Origin of the sequence: Pelomonas cellulosilytica, assembly GCF_021353265.1 — a bacterium.
Lineage (GTDB): Bacteria > Pseudomonadota > Gammaproteobacteria > Burkholderiales > Burkholderiaceae_C > Pelomonas > Pelomonas cellulosilytica.
Window position 1 is genome coordinate 62,009 of sequence record NZ_JAJTWU010000008.1, and the last position, 20,608, is coordinate 82,616.

A 20,608-nucleotide genomic window follows, 5' to 3' on the forward strand; every position below is an offset into this window, starting at 1 on the left:
GCTTCATGCCAGCGCGTTGTCGACGAGTTGGCTCAGGGTCATGTCGTCCATGAAGCCCAGCGCGCGGGCCTCGGGCGTGTGCAGCGGTGGCATGCGCGCGAAGAGGTTTTCGATGCGCTCGTCGGGCTGGTGGCGCAACAGCGTGTCTGCGCTCCGGGCCGCCTCGTGGGCAACGGCCTGCACCGACGCGAGCAGCACCGGCAGCTGCACGACGCGCGAGCGCGGCATTTGGCCGGCCGGCAGCGTGGCGGCGTGCAGCAGGTTGTCGACGCAGCGCTGACGCGACATCCACCAGCAGCGACCTTCGGCCGAGACCGGACAGGTGTAGGGCTGGCCGGCGCGCAGCGTGCGGATGAGGTCGCTCATGAAGGCCGAGCCATGCCCGGCCGAGGTGCCGGGTCGAGCCACGATGCCGGGCAGGCGCAGCGAGAGGCCGTCGACCTGACCACGGCGGCTCAGGTCGGCCAGGTGGACCTCGGCCATCAGCTTGTGGGCGCCGTAGCTGGACTGCGGGGCCGGCGCGGCGGCTTCTTCCACGCAGGTCAGGGGCTGCAGGGCGCCGTAGACGGCCACGGAGCTGGCGAACACCAGCCGCGTGACGCTGCCGCCGGCCGCCACCGCGTCGAACAAGCGCAGCGTGTCGTGCAGGTTGACGCGCTGGCCGAGCCGAGGTTCGCGCTCCGCCAGCCCCCCCGGGACGCTGGCGAGGTGGTAGACCACATCGGCCGGCTCGCGCAGCAGCCGGTCAAGCACGGCGGCCTCGGCGAACTGGCCTGGGAAGAGGGCGACCCGCGCGTCTCGCCGCCAGGCCTCCGCTTGGGGGCCGAAGCCCTGATCGACGAGGCTGAGCCGGGTGAGCTGGCCGAGAACGGTGCCATCCAGCAGGCGTTGCACCAGGGCCTCGCCCACATAGCCTGCTGCACCGGTGACGATGACGTGCATGGCAGCCTCTCAATGACCCGCGAGGGCCTGTGCGAGCCCGGCGTCGTACCGGCCGTCCACCAGCACGAAGAGCATGCGGCACGGGCGGTCGGAACGGTTGGCCCAGGCGTGGTTGGTGCCGCGCTGCACGACCACGCTGCCCGGGCCGAGCAGCACCTCGTCGTTGTCCAGCACCAGGGTCAGTTCGCCGGCGATGACCACTCCGTAGTCCACCGTCTCCGTGCGGTGCATCAGCGGGTGGGGCGAGCCGGCTTTGACCGTGCTCAGCCGGGCATCGCCGGCCTGGCCGAAGGCCTGCTCCATGCGCTCGTGGCCGCGCGCGAGGAACTCGGGCGTGTCGGGCGGGATGTCGACGAAGCGGATGCGCGTGCCGCGGGCTGGCGGCGCCAGTTGCAGCGGGCCGAGCGTGGGGTCGTCCTCGTCGGCGCCGATGGGGGCCGGTGTAGCAGGGGTGGCCCACACCTCGTGGAAGACCGTGCCGGGGATGGCCTGGAGTTCCACGACGCTTGGCAGCGCGCCGGCGGACGTCACGCAGGCGCGGCCGTCGTCGTCATGGCCGGTCACGATGCGGTGGATCTGGGGCAGCGTCATCGTTCGCTCCTTCAGATGGGCTGCGCCAGCGCGATCATGGACTCGCGCATGATGCGGGCATGCTCGGCCTTGTCGCCGCTCGCGATCTCGATCTCGCCGAGTCGCGCCGAGTTCTCGACCACCATGCGGCAGCGCTCCCAGCGGCGTTGCTGGAAGGCCCTCAGCGCCACCTCCGTGCTAGCGGCACGGCCGAGTTCCTCGGCCAGCACGATGCCGTCCTCGATGCCGATGCAGGCCCCGGAGGCCAGGTGCGGCGTGGTGGCGTGCACGGTGTCGCCGATGAGCACGACGCGGCCGCGGTACCAGGGCTGCGGCACGAGTAGGCCTTCCAGAGGGCGGTAGATGATCCGGGAGTCGGGGCCGAGCGATTCGCGGATCTGTTGCAGCAGCGGCGCGGAGAAGGGTTCGAGCAGGGCCTTGAGTGCAGGCACGAAGCGCTCGGGCTCCACACGTTCGTTGACGGGGCGGTCTTCCGTGACGAAGAGGTACATCTCCGTTTTCGACACCGGATTGACGCCCGTCTTGACCTTGGGGCCCACCCACATCATCGTGTTGTTGACCCCCTCGGGTCGGGGCAGCACCGCGCGCCAGACGCCCTGGCCGCTGTAGCGCGGCACGGGTGCGTCGGGGAAGACGGCCTTGCGCACGGAGGAGTTGAGGCCGTCGGCGCCAACGACGAGGTCGTAGCGGCCCCGCGTGCCGTCGGTGAAGGCCACGTCCACGCCATCGCCCGCGGGTTCGATGTGGGTGAAGCTGCAGCCGAGGCGCACGCGGGTGCTGCCGGCGCGAACGGCGTCGGCCATCAGCGCCGCCAGCGCTGGGCGCATGATGGCGCCGCCGCCGGGCACGTCGGCACCCGCGACGCGGGGCGTGGGCAACTCGGCGAGCAGCTGGCCCTGCGCGGTGAACAGCTGGGCGCCGTCGTGAGCGCTGCCCACTTCGAGGAAGCGCGGCAGCACGCCCAGCGTGCCGAGCGCGCGCAGCGTGGCGCCACCGATGCTGATGCCGGCGCCGTAGGAGCGCCAGTTGGGGTCGACCTCGACGAGGTCGACCTCCAGTCCTTGCAGGGCGCACTGGATGGCTGCGGCCATGCCGGAAAAGCCGCCACCGATGATGAGGATCTTGCGCACGGGGGATGTCATGGGAAGGTCTCCTGTAGGGATTCGATGGCGATGGTCAGTTCGCCTTGTGGATTCAGGTCAAGCGGCACGGCGGTGAGGGACTGGCCCAGGCAGGGCCCTAGCAGGCAGGCGCCGGTGGCCGGGTCGAAGCGCGCTCCATGGGCGGCACAGACGATGGCTTCACCGGCGGCGTCGAGGTAGCGGTCCTTGCGCCAGGGCAGGGACGTGTCGCCGTAGTGCGGGCAGCGGTCGAGGTAGGCGCGCAGCATCTCGCCCTGGCGCACGACGAACACGGTGTCCGCCCCACGCCCCAGCGGGTCGAAGCCGCGCGATCCCCGCTCGGGCAGGTCATCCATGCGGCACAGCACCACGGCGGTCTGCAAGGCTCAGCCCTTGGCGGGCGGGCCGCTGGGGGCCCACTTCTCGCGATGCTGGAAGAGGAAGATCTGCGACGCGTCAGCGCCCATCGGGGCTTCGCGCGCCGTCCACGCGTCGTCGTGCAGATCCATGTCGGCGTCGTACTCCACATGGCAGCCCAGCGGGCTGTTGAAGTACCAGAACCAGTTGGAGCCGAAGCGATGGCGGCCCGGCCCCCAGAAGCTCTGGTATCCCTTCGCGACGAAGCGGGCGCCGGCCTGCAGCACGGCGGTCGGCCCTCCCATGTGGAAGGTGAAGTGCTCGCAGCCCTTCAGGAAGGGCGGCGTTTGGATCATAAAGAGTGTGTGGTGGTCCTGCGTGCCCGCGGGGCGCAGGAAGGGGCCGACGCCGGTGAAGCGGTCGGTACAGACGAAGCCCAGGCGCTCGACGTAGAAGGCTTCCGCCTTGCCGGCGTCGGGCACGAAGTAGACGACGTGGGACAGCGTGCGGGGCCGGCAGTCGGCGTCCTCGCTCACCGCCGGCACATTGGCCGGCCGGCGCGGGCCGGTGCCCGGCGCGTTGACGGTCTCGGCGGCCAGCGCGAGCGGCCGCCGCACGCTGAGCTGGAAGCCGAGCACGAAGCCCATGTCGTCCATCGACTCCAGCGAGCCGTCCGGCATGACGTTGACGGCGCGGTCGCGGCCCAGCTCCTCGGCGATGGCCTGCAGCGTGGCGGCGTCGGCCACGCCGTAGATGGTCTTGCGCAACATGCTGGCCGTGCCAAGGCCCGGCGGCAGGTCGGCATCGTCCTTGTGGCGCAGGATGATGGCTGTGCCGTCAACCGCCTCGAAGCGGCCACCGCCGACGTCGGCCAGACCGTAGTCGATGAGGTACTGGCTGCAGGCGGTCAGGTCGTCGACGCCGAAGACGAGGGCGTCAGGTCCGATGATGTTCATAGGGTTCCTTGGGGGTCAGACGTTGGGGTGGGCAGCGAGGCGGCCGCCGAGGACTTCGGCCACCCAGTCGGCGATGTACTGGCCGGCGTTGATGCTGTTGTCGAAGCTGGCGTGCTGGGCGCCGCCCTCGCGGTCGGTGAAGACCTTGAGTTCACGCTGCGGGCTGTTGACGAGCTGCTCGTAGGTGCGCTCGGCCCACTTCAGCGGAATCTGCGAATCCTTGGCGCCGTGCGTGACGAGGAAGGGCACCTTGATGCGGTCCAGCACGCCGTCCAGGTGCACGTTCTCCGCGATGCGCATGAAGTCGGGGATGTCCTTTGCGCCCCAGACCCAGCACACATGGGCCCAGTAGTGCGGCACGGGGAAGTCGCCCTCCTTTTCCAGCCGGCGCTTCTGCACGTCGCGCCAGTCGTGGTTGGCACCCCAGCAGACACCGGCCGCGAAGCGCGGCTCGAAGGCAACGGCACGCGGGCAGTAATAGCCGCCGAGCGAGACGCCTTCGCAGCCGATGCGGCGGGCGTCCACCTCGGGGTGTCGCTCCAGCCAGTCGACCACGCGGCTGGCCCAGTGCTCGGTGTCGTAGCGGGCGGTGAGGCCCTGCAGCCGCAGCGCCTCGCCGGTGCCGGGCTGGTCCACCACCAGTGACGAGACGCCGCGCTTGGCCAGCCAGCCGGGCAGGCCGACGAGGTACTTCATCTCCTTGGTCGAGTCCAGGCCGTTCACCTGCACGAGCAGCGGTGCGCGCTCGCCGGGCCTTAAGCCTTCAGCGGGAAGGTAGAGCGCGGAGAGGTGCTTGCCCTCGTACGGAATTTCCACGCGCTGCACCGCATCGCCCATCAGGCGCGAGCCTTCGAGGAAGAGTGCCAGCTCACGCCGGTAGAGGGGCAGCCGGCCGGGGGCGTCGTGCGCCTGTAGCCGCTCAGCCGTGATCAGGTAGCCGGACGCGCGGCGCAGTTTCTCGCCAGCCGACAGCAGGCGGCCCTTGGCGCGGTCCTCCTCGGCCAGCTCGCAGAGCTGGTCGGTCATGCGTACCCAGGTCTCGCGGAAGGCCTGGGTGCCGGCCGCGTCAGGCGCCTTGGCGGCGTCCTGCAGCGGTGCACACATGGTCTCGATCTCGCCGATGCGTGCGCCCATCTCGATGGCGAGGTCGACGGAAAGGTTCCAGACGTAGTTGGTTGGAAAGTAGCGGAACAAGCGGTACTCCTTGCTTGGTGGGTGGGGGTCAGCGGCCGGAACCGGCGGTGCTGGGCGAAGAGAGAGAGGCGCCGGGCGCGATGCCAAGGGTCGCGACGAGCGCGACCGTCTGCTCGTCGCGGAAATCGGATACGAAACGGAAGGCGTGGAGGAGGCCGCCGCGCACCGTCAGCAAGTCGCCGTCGACGCGGCGGTTGACTCCAGTGAAGCGCGCCTTGGAGGCGTGCACCGTCGTCTCGACGTCATGCGCCAGGCAGGCGAAGTTGTCCATGTCTGGGCGGCAGCCGACGAAGGCGGAGGGTTCGACGTCGGGCGCGATCAGCGCCCAGACCGTGCCCATGTCGCTGGCGTGCCCGGTCGCAACGTAGCGGTCGAACACGGCATCGGGGCTTTCTGCGGCGGGCACGCCGCGATGCGTGGTGGCCCGCAGCAAGCCGCTCAGCGTAGACAGGACCTTCATCATCAGCTCCTCGTGCGGAGGCCGCCGAAGAAGGCTGCCGAGTCTTCGGCGGTGCTCAGTGACCGCTTCAGCAGGAAATGGCCGAGCGCAGGCACGAGCACCAGGGCGCCGAGCATGTTCCACAGGAACATGAAGGCCAGCAGCAGGCCCATGTCGGCCTGGAACTTGATGGGGCTTGCCACCCAGGTGACGACGCCGATGGCCAGCGTCACGCCGGTCAGCATCACGACCTTGCCTGTGAACAGCAGCGCGCGGTAGTAGCTCTCCGACAGGCTGCGCCCCTCGCGCAGGTTGGTCAGCGTGACGCTGAGGATGTAGAGCGCGTAATCCACGCCGATGCCCACGCCCAGCGCGATGACGGGCAGCGTCGCCACCTTGACGCCCATGCCGAGCGCCACCATCAGCGCCTCGGCCAGCACCGAGGTCAGCATCAGCGGCAGGATGGCGACGACCACCGCGCGCCAGGAGCGGAAGGTCACGAAGGCCAGCAGGGCCACCGCTGCATAGACCAGCGCCAGCATGGTGTGCCAGGCGTCCTTGACGACGATGTTGGTTGCGGCCTCGATGCCGGCCGAACCGGCTGCGAGAAGGAACTTCACGTCGGTCGTGTCGTTGTCCTTCGCGAAGGCCTCGATGTGGTCGACAACCTGGGTCAGTGTCTCGGCCTTGTGGTCACGCAGGTAGACGTACAGCGTCAGCAGGGAACAGGTGTCGTTGTAGAGCCCGCGCGGTGCGCCGGCCGTCACGGTGTTGAGCATGTCCTGGTTGGGCAGAAACTCGTACCACTTGGGGCTGCCCTCGTTGAGCCCTGCGAGCACGCGGCGGTTCAGCAGCGCGAGTGAGTTGGTGCTCTCCACGCCGGGCAACTGGCGCAGCTGCCATTCGAGCGCGTCCAGCTTGTTCAGCGTCCCGTACTGGGCGCACTGGCCGTCGGGCGCCTTCACCATTACCGCGAGCACATCGCTGGAGGCGCCGTAGGACGCGTTGACGAAGGCCACGTCGCGGTTGTAGCGCGAGTCCGCGCGCAGCTCGGGCGCACCAGGGTCGAGGTCGCCGATCTTCAACTGCGTGCTGGCCGCGTAACCCAGCGCGCCGAGCAGCAGCGCCGCCAGGATGGCGAACGTTGCATGGCGCCGCTGGGTATAGCGGTCGAGGAAGGCCCACAGCGGGTGCTTGCCGGCCCCTGCGTCGTCGGCCGCCTCGGCGCGCAGGCTGCGCTGGGCGGCGCCCGGGTTGACGCCGGTGTAGCTCAGCAGCACCGGCAGGAGGATCAGGTTGGTGAAGATCAGCACAGCGACGCCGATGGACGCGGCGATGGCCAGTTCCCTGATCACCTGGATGTCGATGACGAGCAGCACCGCGAAGCCCACGACGTCGGCGAGCAGCGCCGTGAGACCGGCCAGGAAGAGCCGGCGGAAGGTCAGCCGCGCGGCCACCAGCTTGTGCTGGCCACGGCCGATGTCCTGCATGATCCCGTTCATCTTCTGCGCGCCGTGGCTCATGCCGATGGCGAAGACGAGGAAGGGCACGAGGATGGAGTAGGGGTCCAGCGCATAACCCAGCATCGGCAGCAGGCCGAGCTGCCAGACGACGGCGATCAGCGAGGCCGTGACGACCAGCGCCGTGGAGCGCAGGCAGCGCGTGAACCAGAACACCATGGCCGTGGCCACCGCCACGGCGACGGCGAAGAACACGAGCACCGCGCGCACGCCGTCGATGAGGTCGCCGACGAGCTTGGCAAAGCCGGTGATGTGGATGCGCAGGCCCCGGGCTTCGTAGCTGGTGCGGAGCTGTTCGAGGCGGTCGGATAGCGTCCGGTAGTCGAGCGCCCGGCCCTGCGGATCGGTGGCCAGCAGCGGCACGTAGATGACGCTGGAGTGGCCATCCAGCGACACGAGCTGGCCGATCTCGCCCGAGCGTGCGATGTTGGCCCGCAACTGCTCCAGGCTGCCGGGCGAGCCGTTGTAGCCGTCCGGGATGACTGGACCGCCCTCCAGGCCTTCTTCGGTGACGCCCACCCAGCGGGTGGTTGGCGTCCACAGCGATTTCATCTGGTTGCGGTCGACGCCTGGCACGAGGAAGACTTCGTCGCTGAGGCGGCGCAGCGTGTCGAGGTATTTCGCGTCGTAGATGCTGCCCTGCGGGTTCTCCACGGCGATGCGGACGGCATTGCCCAGGCCGGTCAGCTCGTGCTGGTGCTGCAGGTAGTTGAGGATGAAGCTGTGGTGAGCGGGAATCGTCTTGTCGAAGCTCGCGTTGAGCTTCAGGCGCGTGGCGGCCTGCCAGCCCAGCACCGCCGTGACGGCGGCGCACAGCAGCAGTACCAGCCAGCGCTGGTTGAAGAGCGCGCGTTCCACCAGCGATCCCGATGCGCGGTCGAAGTCGTGGGTTGATGTGCTCATGGCTGCACCTCGGCGTTCCTGCGGGCGGTGGCACCTTGCACGCTGACGGTGATGGCGCCTTGCACGCTGAGAGCGAGCAGCGCGCGGTCGCCTAGAGGCAGCAGGCCGTTCAGCGGCGGTAGTGGCTTGCGGGAGAGGGGCAGGGCGGCGGCCTGGCCCGCGGTCAGCACGAGGCCGGCCTGGCTGGCCAGCAGCACGCGGCCGTCACCGGTGCGCGCGGAGGCGGTGATCGAGGCGGCCACCGGCACGCTCAGTTGCCGCCAGCTGGCGCCGCCATCGGTGGTTTGCCAGACATTGCCGCGCAAGCCGGAGAGCAGGATCTCGTTGGGGCCGCTCAGCTCGGCCGTGAAGAAGCTGCCGCCGTATGGCAGTGGCAGCCGCCGGAAGCTGCGCCCGCCGTCGCCGGATAGCAGGGCCAGGCCCTGTTCGCCGGCGATCAGCATCGTGTCGCCCTGGCTGCGGATGGCGTAGAGGTGCAGGCCCTTGGGGTTGTCCAGGCGGTTCATCCACGGCTGCCAACTCTGGCCGCCGTCTTCCGTCTCGAGGGCCAGACCGTAGGCGCCGACGATGATGACGCGCTGGCTGTCGAGCACGAGCAGGTCGAGCAGCGGCTTGTCGGCGCCATCGGCGACCAACCGCTGGGCCTCCCGCATGCGCGCCTCGTCGCCGCTGGCCTCGGCCGCCTTGACGGCGATGGCCGCGACCTGGCGGCCGTCAAGCACGCGCTGCCAGCTGGCGCCTGCGTCGCGCGTGGCCAGCACGACGCCGCCGTGGCCGATGGCATAACCCCGCCTGGAGTCGGCAAAGCGAACGGCCGTCAGCGTGACGCTGACGGGAGAGGCGGCCTGCGCCCAGGTGGCTGCCGCGTCGTCGCTGTAGGTCACGATGCCTCGCTCGCCCACGGCGACGATGCGCGTGCCGGCCATCGCCGCACCGCTCAGCACGGCGGCTTCAGGCCGGCGCACGGCGATGGCGGGCCGATCGAGGGCATCGACCACGGGGGCGGCCGTGCCGCTGCTGGCCGCGAAGGCGGCTGCCAGGAACCACAACTTCATGGTCGGCCTCTTCAGCGCACGCCTTCACCTGCCATCGCTTCCGGCGTGAAAACACTGTCCGGGAAGCGCGGCTTGATCAGGTACTGGGTGTTCTTGCTGTTGAAGAGGTTGGCCACGAAAGCCTGGCCAGACAACAGGTCGTTCATGCCGAAAGACGTGCTGACCACACCGGGCAGATCAGGCGCCACGACGAGGTTGGTCCACAGCGTGCGCCAAAGCTGGCCGTTGGCGTCCCAGCGGTCGCCCAGCACGCAGGTCCAGCTGTCCTCGTCGCAGTAGTAGCGGCTCCTGGCGGCCTGGTGGCGCTGGCCCTGCTTGAGCGTGGCTTCGACGACCCAGACGCGATGCAGTTCCCAGCGCCAGAAGTCGGGGTTGAGGTGATGGCCCTTGAGCAGCTCGGCGTCGTCCTTGGGCAGCAGCAGCTTGTTGGTGTTGTACGGGATGAGCAGTTCCTGCTTGCCGACCAGCTTCCAGTCGAAGCGGTCGATGCGGCCCACGAAAGTCTCGATCTCGTCGAAGTTCATGACGCCGGCGGTGGAGGGCGTCGGGGTGTCGCAGCAGGGATTGGGCAGCTTGCGCACGCGGCGCTGGCCGGTCAGGTAGACCCAGGCCTGGCTCTTGCTGCCGTCGATGTTGTCGCGCCCGACGATGGACTCGCCGGCGCGGATGGGCGGGCCCGCGTTGATCAGACGGATCATCCAGTGCTCGGGCCTCTTCGCGAACTCCTCGGCCGAGCCGTCCTGGAAGTAGTAGGGCATCTGCTGCGATGCGGAGCCGTCGGTCGTCAGCACGGCCTTGCCGTCGGCAGTGAGCTGGTATTGCGTGGCCTGCCATTGCCAGGAGGAACCGCGCCAGCGCAGCACGTGGTTGGTGATGGCCTCGGCCCCCGTCCTGGGCATGGGAAAGGGGATGCCGCCGTAGGCACCGTCTGCCACGTCGTTGACGAGCTTGGCCCGCGTGGCGTTCTTGAAGGTGTTGTCGTAGACCCATTGCGGCGCCGCGGCGCTGCGGCGAGTGGGGTAGATGTCGACGCGGAAGCTTTCGGGGTACTTCCTGAGCATGGCCTTGACGCCGTCGCTGAGTTGGGCAGCGTGCTGGTCCATGTTCTTGGAAGTGACGGTGTAGAGCGGCTTGTCGTCCTTGAAGGGGTCGGTGCGGCGGCCGGTCGGGGCCGGTGCGCCGGTGAGGCCGCCGGTCCAGGCGGGAATGCTGCCGTCCTTATTGCCGGCCTTCTCGGCGCCTATCGGCGTCAATTCGCCCTTGAGCTTCGCGGCATCGTCGGCGCTCACGGCCGCCAGGGCCGGAACGGCGCTCAGCAACACGGCCGCGGTCAGGCTGGACAGGGTGTAGGTCTTCATGGGTGTCTCCGTCGTTCTTGGTCTGAGTTCAGAAGGTGCGGCGCAAGGAGAAGGCGAGGTTGTCGCGGTCGGCCAGCACATTGCCGCGGGTGTAGGTGGGCGTGCCTCCGGTGCGCAGCGGCGAGTAGTCGACAAACGGCTCGGCTCGGCCGATGTGGTGCGCATAAGTCGCGGTGAACTGCCAGACGCCGAGGTAGTTGCCCTCAATGCCGAGCGTGGCCTGGCCGGTGCCGCGCGGACCCCAGCCCAGCCCGGTCACCGAGGAGTTGCCGTCCAGCACGTAGCGCAGGCCGACGGGCACGGACAGGTCCAGGCCGGAGGACACCTGCCGGTAGCTCGGCGAGTACACGAACTGCAGCGCGGTGGCGTCCCGGGTGCGGTTGCCGTCCAGCGTGTGGTCGGGATCGTCCACGCTCAACGCCCGGTTCCATGCCAGCTCGCCGACGAAACTGGACTCGCGCGCCAGGAAGTTCGGACCGAGGGAGGCCAGCCAGGACAGGTTCAGGTGAGCCGTCCGCCCCTTGGCGAAGCGCGGCTCGGGCGCGACGTTGGGGTAGACCATGTTGCTGCTCGTCAGCGGCATGCCGTCGCGCAGCGAGGCCTCGACGGCGAAGTTCGCGTCTCCGAAAGAGCGGGTAGCGCTGACGCCAACCGTGCGGATGCCCGCCGGGAAGAGCCAGCTGTACTGGCCCGGGTCGGCGCTGGTCACGTTGAGCTGCGAATAGAGCTGGCCGCCCTTGTCGTGGTAGCGGGCGAAGTAGAAGCCGAGGTCCGTCTCGTCGAGGCGGACCTTGACCTGCAGGCCGTACTGGCCCTTGTTGGAGGGCTCACGTTCGCCGGCAGCCAGCAGCACGGCGCCGTTGACGAACTCGGGCAGGCGCGAGCCCCAGGGCGTGTTGGACGTGCTGAAGAAGCTGCCGGCCGGCGGCATGCGGTTGGCCTCCCACCGTAGCTGGTAGTAGCCGCCGACGCTCAGGTCGGGCGACAGCTGCAGCTGGGCCGACACCTGCGGCACCGGCCGCACGATTTCCTTGAACTGCGCATTGGGCGAAGACTGCAGCTTGAAGATGTCCACCGGTCCCTGGGCCTGCGCAATGCCGTTGTCGCCGAAGAAGAGGCTCTCGCCGTACACCACCGCATGCCGGCCGGCGCGCAGCGTGAGCTTGCGGCCGCCGTCCAGCTCGAAACCACCGAACACGAAGGCATCGAGCACCTCCGCCTTGCGGCCGGCCACGTTCCGGGTGCGGTCCGGGAAGGCGTTCGGCGGCATCTGCCCGTTGCCGGCGTCGCTGGCCGCCGTGGTGCCGTGGTAGCTCGCGTCGTACCAGGCCGCGGCGCTGACGCGCAGGCCGAGGTTCTTGCGATAGACGGCATCGAACTCGCTGAGCAGGTCGACGCGCTTGGACACCCAGCCCTTGTTGCGGAAGTTGTCGTCGCCGGCGTTGAGGTTGAGCGCCTGCGGGAAGGCTGAGGCCGGCACGCCCGGGACCAGCAGCCGCGTCGAATCGACGAGCGCCGGGTCAGCCGAGTTGAGGCGGTAGATGGCGCTGGTCTTTACCGTGTTGTCGAAGCGGACGCTCCAGTCGGACTCGGGCGGCGAGAGGTCGACGGCCCGCGCGCCGGTGGACAGCAGCGCAGCCAGGGCAAGCAGGGTGGGTCGGTGAGGGCAGGAAATTGGCATCGTTGTCTCCGTCTTTTTTGATGTGTGCCGTGGGTTGAAGGGACTGCTAGGCGGGCTCCGCGACGAGGCGCGACAGCCGCAGGAAAAGCTCGCGCAGGTCGGTGGTCGCGTCGGGCGCCTCCTGGGACCGCGCCGCCTGGCAGACGAGCTCGAACACCTGCCGTGCGCGGGCATGGCGCCGCTGGTTGAAGCGCTCAGGCAGCTCGGCGGGCGCCAGTCCCTGCGTCAGCAGGTCTTGCAGCACGACGGCGTCTTCCACAGCCTGGGCGGCCGACTGGCCGAAATGCGGCGGCAGCGCATGCGCGCACTCGCCGACGCAGACCAGATTGCCGCGATGCCACGGGCCCCGCAGGAAGTCCGCGAGCAACGGGCGCTCGACGCGTGGCGTGCACGGGTCGAGGCGGGCGAGCAGTGGTTGCAGCACGGCGGGCATCGGCCCGCCTGCGCTGCCGCGGGTGAGCGCGATGCCGACGGTCGACGGACCGATGGGCACGACGAAGGCACGCTGCCCGGCGGAGTCCAGCACGAGCGTGGCGTGGTCGAAGCCGCGGGGTCGGGGCAGGTGTGCATAGGTCCACTCGGGCCCTAGGCATGCGGGCGCTGGGCTGGCCTGCAGTGCCGCCTCTCGCAGCGGCGACTGCGGGCCCGTCGCAAGCAGCGTGAGGTCGGGCTCGACCTGGCGGCCATCGCGCAGACCTAGCACGGCCTTGCCCTTGCGCCAGCCCAGCGTTTCGACAGCGGTCTGCCAGTGCACGCGCGCGCCACGGTCCTGCGCGGCACGGACCAGTATGGCTGCCAACTCGCCGTGCGCCATGCCCAGCGCCTCCGGGTAGCTCGATGGCGCCAGGCGCGGCGTCGGCAACTCGAAGCGGCAGCGCCCGGTACCGTCCAGCACCTGGATGCCGCGGTAGGGGAAGCCGACCTTCACGCAGTCGGCCGCGATGCCCAGTGTCACGAGGTCGCGCAGCAGATTCGGCACGACGTTCACGTGGGTGGGATGCGCCGTCAGCGTGGCGCGCTCGTCCAGCACGTCCACCCGGGCCCCAGCGCCCGCCGCGGCGGCGGCACAGGCCAGGCCGGCCAGACCCGCGCCCACCACGCAGACGTGCGGCGCCGGGCCGGACGTCATCGCTGAAAGCGGGGTGAGCAAGGCTGTCGCCTGGCGCGAGGCCATTCGTTGTCTCCGTCTTGTGATTGCTTGAGGCTTCAGGTTAAGAACCGGCGAACCATTAGGAAAATGGTTTGAGTCAATCCGTCGAATCGACGGCCTGAATACATCGCGGGTTAACCCGTGGCCTTGGCGGCCCGAGCATCTATTGGAAGAATGGTCAGAACGGTGCGTTCAAATCGATGCGCTGAATACTTTCAGGTGGGCTCCGGCTGCCATGCACTTCAACAAGCTCGATCTCAACCTGTTGGTGGCGCTGGACGCATTGCTGACCGAACGCAGCATCAGTCGCGCGGCAGAGCGCCTGCACATGAGCCAGCCGGCCATGAGCAACGCGTTGGCGCGGCTGCGCAGCTACTTCGACGATCCGCTGCTCGTGCAGGTAGGGCGAAAGATGGAGGCGACGCCACGCGCCGAGGCCTTGCGCGAGGCCGCGCGGGACGTGCTGGTGCGCGTGGACGCCACGATCACGGCGCAGCCGCGGTTCGATGCCACGCAGTCCGACCGCGAGTTCAACCTGCTGGTGTCGGACTTCACGTTGTCAGTGATCGGCCAGCACCTGGTGGCGCTGGCCAGCAGACAGTCGGCGAAGGTTCGGTTCCGCTTTCACTCGCAGGTGGACAACCCGCAGCGGGCCCTGGAACGTGGCGAGGCCGACATGCTCGTCATTCCGTCCGGCTACTGCTCGCCCGACCATCCCACGGAGACCCTGTTCGAAGAGGAGTTCAGTTGTGTCGTCTGGCGCGAGAGCCGTCTCGCGCGCCAGGGCAGCTTGAGCTTTGACGACTACACCGCCGCAGGTCACGTCGTGGTCCAGCCGCCGGGCGGCATGACGTTCGAGAGCTGGTTCATGCAGCGCTACGGTGTCTCTCGACGCATCGATGTCACGAGCTTCAGCTTCGCAACGGCTCCATCGCTGGTCGTAGGGACGGAGCGCATTGCCACGGTTCACAGCCGGCTTGCGCGCCTGGCTGCGAGCCAGCTGCCGCTCGTCTTGCTGGAGCCGCCGATGCCCATGCCCCGCATGGTGCAGGCGATCCAATGGCACAAGTACCGGACGCAGGACCCGGGACTGCTGTGGTTGCGGCATCTGCTGCGTGACGCGGCAGCGGAAATGGATGCGCTCAGCGCGCGATGACGTGCGGGCCGCTGCCCGGGGCGCGGTCGCCCGTCGCGTGCTTGTGCGCGGGGGCGCAGGAGCGCATAACCGTCCGACGTCAGGGCGGCACGTCCACGACGAGAGGCGGCCTCACGGTGCCGCCGATGGTCGGCTCACCTTCGGCAATTCGACTCGCACGCACAGGCCGCCACCGCCGCGGTTGAACAGGCTGACTTGGCCGCCATGCCGCTGTACGACGGAGCGGACGATGGCCAGGCCCAGCCCCGAGCCGTTCTGCGTTTGATCCGGGGCGCGGAAGAAGCGGTCGAAGACGCGTTCGTGCCACGCCTCATCAATGCCCGGCCCTCTGTCCATGACGTCGAGTCGCACGACGGACCCGGCTGCGGTCACGACGACGTTCAGCACGGCTCCTGCCGGGCTGTACTTGATGGCGTTGTCGACCAAGTTGTCGATGAGCGCTTCCAGGCCTTCCTGTTCGCCGCGTACGTAAACGTCGGATGCGCCGTCGTACTCGAGCTCGACGTCCTTGGCATGGGCCAGCGTGTCGAAGATCGCCAGCCGCTCACGGAGCATGGCGTCGAAATCGAAGTCCCCGACCACCTGCGACGTCCCTTCCTTGGACGCATCACTTCTCATGAGCCGCAAGAGCTGGTCTACCAGCCGGGACGCACGGCTGCTCGTTCGCTGGAGCTGGTTTTTCAGCTCGGCTGGCACGTCGTAGCGCCCCAAGGCTTCGATGCCCACGTGCAAGGCCGCCAGTGGCGTGCGCAACTGATGGGCGGCATCGCCGATCAGGTTGCGTTCCCGCGCAGTGCTTGCCGCCAACTGGGCAAGCAGTCCGTTGAGGGCTTGCACCAGCGGGCGCAGTTCGCGGTGGGCTGGTACCGGGGCCAACGGGCTCAGGTTGCCGGGGCCGCGGGCGGCCACGGCGGCACTCAGCTTGCGCCAGGGCCTCAACGCGATGCGGACTGACACCCAGGCCGGGATGATCAGGAACGGCAGGCTGACCATCAGCGGCACCAGGTAGTAGCCTTTGGCGCCCAGCGTGACGACCAGTTCGTAGGTGTCTGGAACCAGGAACGTGACCAGCAGATTGTCGCGCCGGCGCGAGTGAGCCAGCCAGCGTCTTCCATCGATGATGACCTGTCTTGGGTTGTCGGCGGCCTCGACGCGCAGGGGCGACGCACCGTCGCTGGAGCGGTAGACGAGCTGGTCATCGCGCCAGACCAGCAGCGAAGGTACCAGATCCGTCTCATCCGGACCCGAACCGAAGCTGTTGTGCAACAGGCGGTCGAGTGCGTGCAGGCTGCGCTGCTGTTGCTCTGGGCGGTCGTTCAGCTCGGCGGCCACTGCAAGCACGGCGTCGAAGGCGGGCTCGTTGGCCAACAAGCCATCGCCGTGGCGTGACCCCCAGACCACAGAGCCCAGCACCGCCGTCCATAGCGCCAGCAGCAGGACCATCTGCGCCGACACGAGACGCCGGACCAGCGAGGGCTCGCTGGCCCGCTGCCAAAGCCGCCTCAGCCCAACCGTCTGTTTCGCCGGAACCTGGGCCGGCGCGCTGTCAAATGAAGAGAGTTTCAAACAGCCCCCGGAGCCGATGCCGTCGCATCGATGACGTAGCCAATACCGCGCACGGTCCGGATGTAGCCGGCACCGATCTTCCGACGAAGGTTCGACATGTGCACATCCAGCGCACCGCTCTCTGCACCGGATATGCCCCTGAGTGCATGCTCTTCGAGGACTCGGCGCGTTTGCACGCGGCCCGTGCGCTTCAACAGCAATGCCAGCAGATCGAACTCGCTGCGGGAGAGGTTGACGGGCTCGCCATCCAACGAGACCTGTCGAGTCGGCTCGTGCAGGTACAGGCCGCGCAGGCGAATGCCTTCATCCGCGCCCAGTCCGCTGCGCCTGGCGAGCGCCCGAACGCGGGACTGGAGCTCCGCCAACTCGAAGGGTTTGACGAGGTAGTCATCAGCGCCTTCGTCCAGGCCGCGGAGCCGGTCCTGCAGCGTGTCCCTTGCGCTCAGGATGATGGCCGGCAAACGCCGCTTGGATTTGCGAATGCAGTCCAGCAGCACCAGGCCGTCGCCGTCGGGAAGCCCGAGATCCATCAGCACCATGTCCAGCGACGCATCGTCCAGTGTGGCGATGGCCTGCTCGAGCCGCCGTACCCACACGACCTCGAAGCCCTGACCCGAGAGCGCGATGCGGATGCCATCACCCAGATCCAGGTCGTCTTCGACCACTAGCAGCTTCATACGCCTCGGTGTCAAAAAGCAGTGACAACGAGTATAGAAATCGCCATATGGAACGCGGGCTTCGATGGCTGGCGGCTTAAGTCTTTGCTAAGGCAACGCCCAGGAAGCCTTTAGACACGATCGACAGGATGCGAATCCACGGGATGCCGTCGCAGCCTGTCCACTCGTGAATCCCATGAAAGCCATCGCACATCTGTCATCCGTCGGCGGTCTCGCCATCATCGCCTTTGCCGCCATGGTCGCCTTCCCCCCGGAGGTAACAGCGACCGAACTCAGCCCGACGGAGTCATCACTGACTCTGGGCGCGGGCATCGGTGTCGTCCCCGACTATCTGGGTTCCAACAAGAACAAGGCGGTCCCCATGCTGCTGCTGGACTATCAGCACCGCAACGGTCTGTTCGCCAGCACGCAGCGCGGCATCGGCTGGGCCGGGGAGCATGGCGTCTTCCATTACAGCTTCGCGGTGAATGGCCGTGCCGAGCGCACCGACCAGGACCACCGGTCCTTGGACTTCAAGACCGGCAGCAGCGAGCTACTCGGCATGGGCAGGGTGAAGGCGTCGGTCGTTGGCCAGGGCACCTTCACCGTTCGACTGGGTGACAGTGCGAGCGTTCACATGGCTGTGGAGGCTCCGCTGACCCAGCGGGACAATGGCCGGACGGTGCAGTTCGGCGGTGACTACACCGTCTGGCGTTCCGCAAGGAACTCAATCGCGCTGAATGGTTCGCTGGATCTGGGTGACCGCAAATACATGCAGACCTACTTCGGCGTCACCCAGGCGCAGTCGCTCGCATCCGGCTACGCCAACTACACACCGGCAGCGGGCCTCTACAAGGCCAACCTCAGCCTGGGCTGGACTCACCGTGTCGACACGCACTGGCGCGTCGTCACCGTGGCCGGTGCCGAACGCCTGTTGAGCGATGCCGGCGACAGCCCGCTTGCACGCCGCAAGACGGCGCCCCAGGCGGGTGTGCTGGTGTCCTATTCGTACTAGCGATCGCGGGATGCCGTTGAAGACCGGCACCGTCACATCACTGGCGCCTGCGACTCCCGTTCACGCGAATGCGGGCGGTGGCGGATTGGCCATCGCTGGTTTGGGCATTGATTTGCACGGTCACATCGTCAACGCCGGGAGGCGGCGTACCTTCCAGACGGCCGGTGTCGGGATCGAAGCGCAGCCAGCTAGGCAGGGGCTGCCCATTGTCCCGTTTGGCGCTGTAGGTCACCTTTACCCCTGCAGGCGGGCTGAACAGCCGGCTCGCGGCCAGGCCGGTTCTAAGTTCACTGCCCTGGACTTGCAGCAAGGGCAGAACGACGACGAGTTGCGCCCTGACGCCGGTGGCGATGTCCGGGACGGACGGGTTGCTGAACAAGGGCTGCGCTGACGGCTGGGTCACCGGAGTCGACTTGAGCGGGTCGTCCGACGCATCGGGCTGTACGGGGGAGGAAGCGGGCGTCGGTGTTGGCGACGACACCAGTCCGCCGATGACGGGTCCAACTGATCCACCCGCGCCGATCTCGCCCCCCACGCCGGCGCCCAGCACCGTGACCGAGCCGGGCGGGCCCATGGGCAGGTCGGCCATCGGCGGCGGCGGCGGCGCGTTGACGACGGGCTGCGTGACGCTTACATAGGGCAGCGTCGTACGCGGGACATCGACGATCTGGCTCTCCAGGTTCTCGGACTTGACGGCCGGGGACGGCTTGACCGTCAGTACGCCGTCCACCAGTGTGAGCTGGTAGTTCTGGGCGGTCGCGCCGGTGATCTGGATGGGATAGCTGCCCGGCGCCACGCCGGCCCCGGTGGGGGCGGTCAGCGTCGCGTTCTGTACTACGGCGGCGGTGTCCTGGTAGCGCAGCTGGCTGGCGTCAACCGACCAGGTCAGGGCCGGGTCCTGTTCGCCGGTCGTCTTGACCTTGTTGTCGGCCGTGACGGTGAGCGGCGCCTTCGTAACGGTGAGTACGCCGTTGGTCACGCTGACCACGTAGTTGGCAGCGCTAGCCTGGCCGGTGATGACGTGCGTGCCAGCCGTGGCCTGCGCGCCGCCGGGCATCGAGCTGCCGGTGAGCTGCACGACGCCAGCAGTGTCGGCGTACTTGAGCAGGGTGGCGTCAACGCTCCAGGTGACTGGCGGTTCAGCGGCGCCGTAGACCTTGGTCTGTGCGTCCAGGGTGATCGTCAGCGCTGCCTTGCCGACGGCCAGCGTGGCCGGCACGAACTGCGTGATCTGGTAGTTGGCGTTTGTGCTCAGCGTGCCCAGCGTGATGGCATGGCTGCCGGCCGTGGCGGCGGCGCCGGTGTCGGTGGCGAGCTGGCCCGTCAGGCTGCCCGCCGCGGTGTCGCCGGCGACGAGGCCCTGGCCGCCCAGCTGGTAGGTCAGCGTCGGGTCGGCGGCGCCGTAGGTCTTGGCCTGGTTGTCGGCGGTGACGGTCAGGCTGCGCTGCGTGATGTTGGCGGTGGTGCTGGCCTGCGGTGTGACGGTGTAGTTGCCCAGGTCGGCACCGTCCAGCGTCGTATTCAGCGTGATGGTCTTGCCCGAGCCGGCGTTCTTATCGACGAAGCTGCCGGACACGCTGCCGAGAAGCACCTGGTCGCCGGGCACCAGGCCCACCCACTGCAGGCCCTGCTGGCTGACAGTGGCGGCGAGCGTGCCGTCGTAGACCTTGTCCTGTCCCTGCAGGCCCTGCATGGACAACGCCTTGGGCGTGATGTCGGCGCTGAGGCCGGTGGGTTGCGTGAGGCTGTAGTTCCCGGCATCCGTGCCGCCCAGCGCGTCGGCCGCGGCGACGGCCTTGGCGGTGCCAACATTCTTGTCGGCGAAGCTGCCCGTCTGGGTCAGCGTGACGGTGTCGGCACCGACGATCCCGACGAGGCTGCCGCCGCTGAGCGAGGCAGCCGTGAGGCCGTCGTAGACCTTGTTGGCGACGGTGGTACCGGTGACGGTCAGCGCCTTGGGCGTGATGTTGGCGGTGAGGCCGGTGGGTTGCGTGACGCTGTAGTTGCCGGCATCGCTGCCACCCAGTGTGTCGGCGGCGGTGACGGCCCTTGCGGTGCCGGCGTTCTTGTCGACGAAGCTGCCGACCTGGGTCAGCGTGACGGTGTCGCTGCCGACGATCCCGATGAGGCTGCCGCCGCTGAGCGAGGCCGTGGTGAGGCCGTCGTAGACCTTGTTGGCGACGGTGGTGCCGGTGACGGTCAGCGCCTTGGGCGTGATGTCGGCGGAGAGGCCGGTAGGCTGCGTGACGCTGTAGTTGCCCGCGTCGGTGCCGCCCAGCGTGTCGGCGGCGGTGACGGCCCTCGCGGTGCCGGCGTTCTTATCGACGAAGCTGCCGGCCTGGGTCAGCGTGACGGTGTCGGCACCGACGATCCCGACGAGGCTGCCGCCGCTGAGCGAGGCAGCCGTGAGGCCGTCGTAGACCTTGTTGGCGACGGTGGTGCCGGTGACGGTCAGCGCCTTGGGCGTGATGTTGGCGGTGAGGCCGGTGGGTTGCGTGACGCTGTAGTTGCCGGCATCGCTGCCCCCCAGCGTGTCGGCGGCGGTGACGGCCTTGGCGGTGCCGACGTTCTTGTCGACGAAGCTGCCGACCTGGGTCAGCGTGACGGTGTCGCTGCCGACGATGCCGATGAGGCTGCCACCGGTCAGCGAGGCTGTGGTGAGGCCGTCGTAGACCTTGTTGGCGACGGTGGTGCCGGTGACGGTCAGCGCCTTGGGCGTGATGTCGGCGGAGAGGCCGGTAGGCTGCGTGACGCTGTAGTTGCCCGCGTCGGTGCCGCCCAGCGTGTCGGCGGCGGTGACGGCCCTCGCGGTGCCGGCGTTCTTATCGACGAAGCTGCCGACCTGGGTCAGCGTGACGGTGTCGCTGCCGACGATGCCGATGAGGCTGCCACCGGTCAGCGAGGCTGTGGTGAGGCCGTCGTAGACCTTGTTGGCGACGGTGCTGCCG

17 protein-coding genes are annotated in these 20,608 nt (G+C 68.5%); 2 read left to right on the top strand and 15 right to left on the bottom strand.

Annotation, left to right across the window (positions count from 1 at the left end; translation table 11 throughout):
- Positions 1-3: 3 nt before the first annotated feature.
- The 12 genes from LXT13_RS19490 to LXT13_RS19545 are packed head-to-tail and all read right to left on the bottom strand — an operon-like array spanning position 4 to position 13,267.
- Complete coding sequence (locus tag LXT13_RS19490) at positions 4-942, bottom strand: NAD-dependent epimerase/dehydratase family protein (RefSeq protein ID WP_233373636.1); 939 nt, start codon at positions 940-942, stop codon at positions 4-6.
- Positions 943-951: 9 nt separating this feature from the next.
- On the bottom strand, positions 952-1,533 hold the full coding sequence (locus LXT13_RS19495) for a cupin domain-containing protein (RefSeq protein ID WP_233373637.1): 582 nt from the start codon (positions 1,531-1,533) through the stop codon (positions 952-954).
- An 11-nt stretch (positions 1,534-1,544) separates the two neighbouring features.
- Positions 1,545-2,675 (bottom strand): FAD-dependent oxidoreductase, encoded by a 1,131-nt coding sequence (locus LXT13_RS19500; RefSeq protein ID WP_233373638.1) that lies wholly within the window; start codon positions 2,673-2,675, stop codon positions 1,545-1,547.
- Complete coding sequence (locus tag LXT13_RS19505; RefSeq protein WP_419964691.1) at positions 2,672-3,037, bottom strand: Rieske (2Fe-2S) protein; 366 nt, start codon at positions 3,035-3,037, stop codon at positions 2,672-2,674. The genes LXT13_RS19500 and LXT13_RS19505 overlap by 4 nt, the downstream gene beginning before the upstream one ends.
- A 3-nt stretch (positions 3,038-3,040) precedes the next feature.
- Positions 3,041-3,967 (bottom strand): VOC family protein, encoded by a 927-nt coding sequence (locus LXT13_RS19510; RefSeq protein WP_233373639.1) that lies wholly within the window; start codon positions 3,965-3,967, stop codon positions 3,041-3,043.
- Between the two features lie 15 nt (positions 3,968-3,982).
- Positions 3,983-5,161, bottom strand: coding sequence for an alpha/beta hydrolase family protein (locus LXT13_RS19515; protein WP_233373640.1), 1,179 nt, complete (start codon positions 5,159-5,161; stop codon positions 3,983-3,985).
- A 28-nt stretch (positions 5,162-5,189) separates the two neighbouring features.
- Positions 5,190-5,624, bottom strand: a complete 435-nt coding sequence (locus LXT13_RS19520) for a hypothetical protein (RefSeq protein WP_233373641.1) — start codon at positions 5,622-5,624, stop codon at positions 5,190-5,192.
- The gene (locus tag LXT13_RS19525; protein ID WP_233373642.1) at positions 5,624-8,023 is read right to left on the bottom strand and encodes an efflux RND transporter permease subunit; all 2,400 of its coding nucleotides are present in this window, start codon (positions 8,021-8,023) and stop codon (positions 5,624-5,626) included. Before LXT13_RS19525 ends, LXT13_RS19520 begins: the two co-directional genes overlap by 1 nt.
- Positions 8,020-9,078 carry a WD40/YVTN/BNR-like repeat-containing protein gene (locus LXT13_RS19530; protein WP_233373643.1) on the bottom strand — a complete coding sequence of 353 codons (1,059 nt, stop codon included), beginning with the start codon at positions 9,076-9,078 and terminating at the stop codon, positions 8,020-8,022. Before LXT13_RS19530 ends, LXT13_RS19525 begins: the two co-directional genes overlap by 4 nt.
- Before the next feature lie 11 nt (positions 9,079-9,089).
- Positions 9,090-10,436, bottom strand: a complete 1,347-nt coding sequence (locus LXT13_RS19535) for a DUF1329 domain-containing protein (RefSeq protein ID WP_233373644.1) — start codon at positions 10,434-10,436, stop codon at positions 9,090-9,092.
- A 28-nt stretch (positions 10,437-10,464) separates the two neighbouring features.
- Positions 10,465-12,117, bottom strand: a complete 1,653-nt coding sequence (locus tag LXT13_RS19540) for a DUF1302 domain-containing protein (protein ID WP_233373645.1) — start codon at positions 12,115-12,117, stop codon at positions 10,465-10,467.
- 46 nt (positions 12,118-12,163) lie between these two features.
- Positions 12,164-13,267: an FAD-dependent monooxygenase gene (locus LXT13_RS19545; protein WP_233373646.1), complete on the bottom strand. Its 1,104-nt coding sequence runs from the start codon at positions 13,265-13,267 to the stop codon at positions 12,164-12,166.
- A gap of 235 nt (positions 13,268-13,502) precedes the next feature.
- Between LXT13_RS19545 and LXT13_RS19550 the strand changes: the two genes are divergently transcribed.
- The gene (locus tag LXT13_RS19550) at positions 13,503-14,423 is read left to right on the top strand and encodes a LysR family transcriptional regulator (protein WP_233373647.1); all 921 of its coding nucleotides are present in this window, start codon (positions 13,503-13,505) and stop codon (positions 14,421-14,423) included.
- A gap of 111 nt (positions 14,424-14,534) precedes the next feature.
- On the opposite strand, the gene LXT13_RS19555 is transcribed toward LXT13_RS19550, so the two are convergent.
- Positions 14,535-15,866 carry an ATP-binding protein gene (locus tag LXT13_RS19555; protein WP_233373648.1) on the bottom strand — a complete coding sequence of 444 codons (1,332 nt, stop codon included), beginning with the start codon at positions 15,864-15,866 and terminating at the stop codon, positions 14,535-14,537.
- Between the two features lie 119 nt (positions 15,867-15,985).
- The gene (locus tag LXT13_RS19560) at positions 15,986-16,666 is read right to left on the bottom strand and encodes a response regulator (protein ID WP_233373649.1); all 681 of its coding nucleotides are present in this window, start codon (positions 16,664-16,666) and stop codon (positions 15,986-15,988) included.
- 175 nt (positions 16,667-16,841) lie between these two features.
- On the opposite strand from LXT13_RS19560, the gene LXT13_RS19565 reads away from it, so the two are divergent.
- Positions 16,842-17,660 carry a MipA/OmpV family protein gene (locus tag LXT13_RS19565; RefSeq protein WP_233373650.1) on the top strand — a complete coding sequence of 273 codons (819 nt, stop codon included), beginning with the start codon at positions 16,842-16,844 and terminating at the stop codon, positions 17,658-17,660.
- A 37-nt stretch (positions 17,661-17,697) separates the two neighbouring features.
- On the opposite strand, the gene LXT13_RS19570 is transcribed toward LXT13_RS19565, so the two are convergent.
- On the bottom strand, positions 17,698-20,608 hold a 2,911-nt coding region (locus tag LXT13_RS19570; protein ID WP_233373651.1), incomplete at its 5' end, for a YDG domain-containing protein.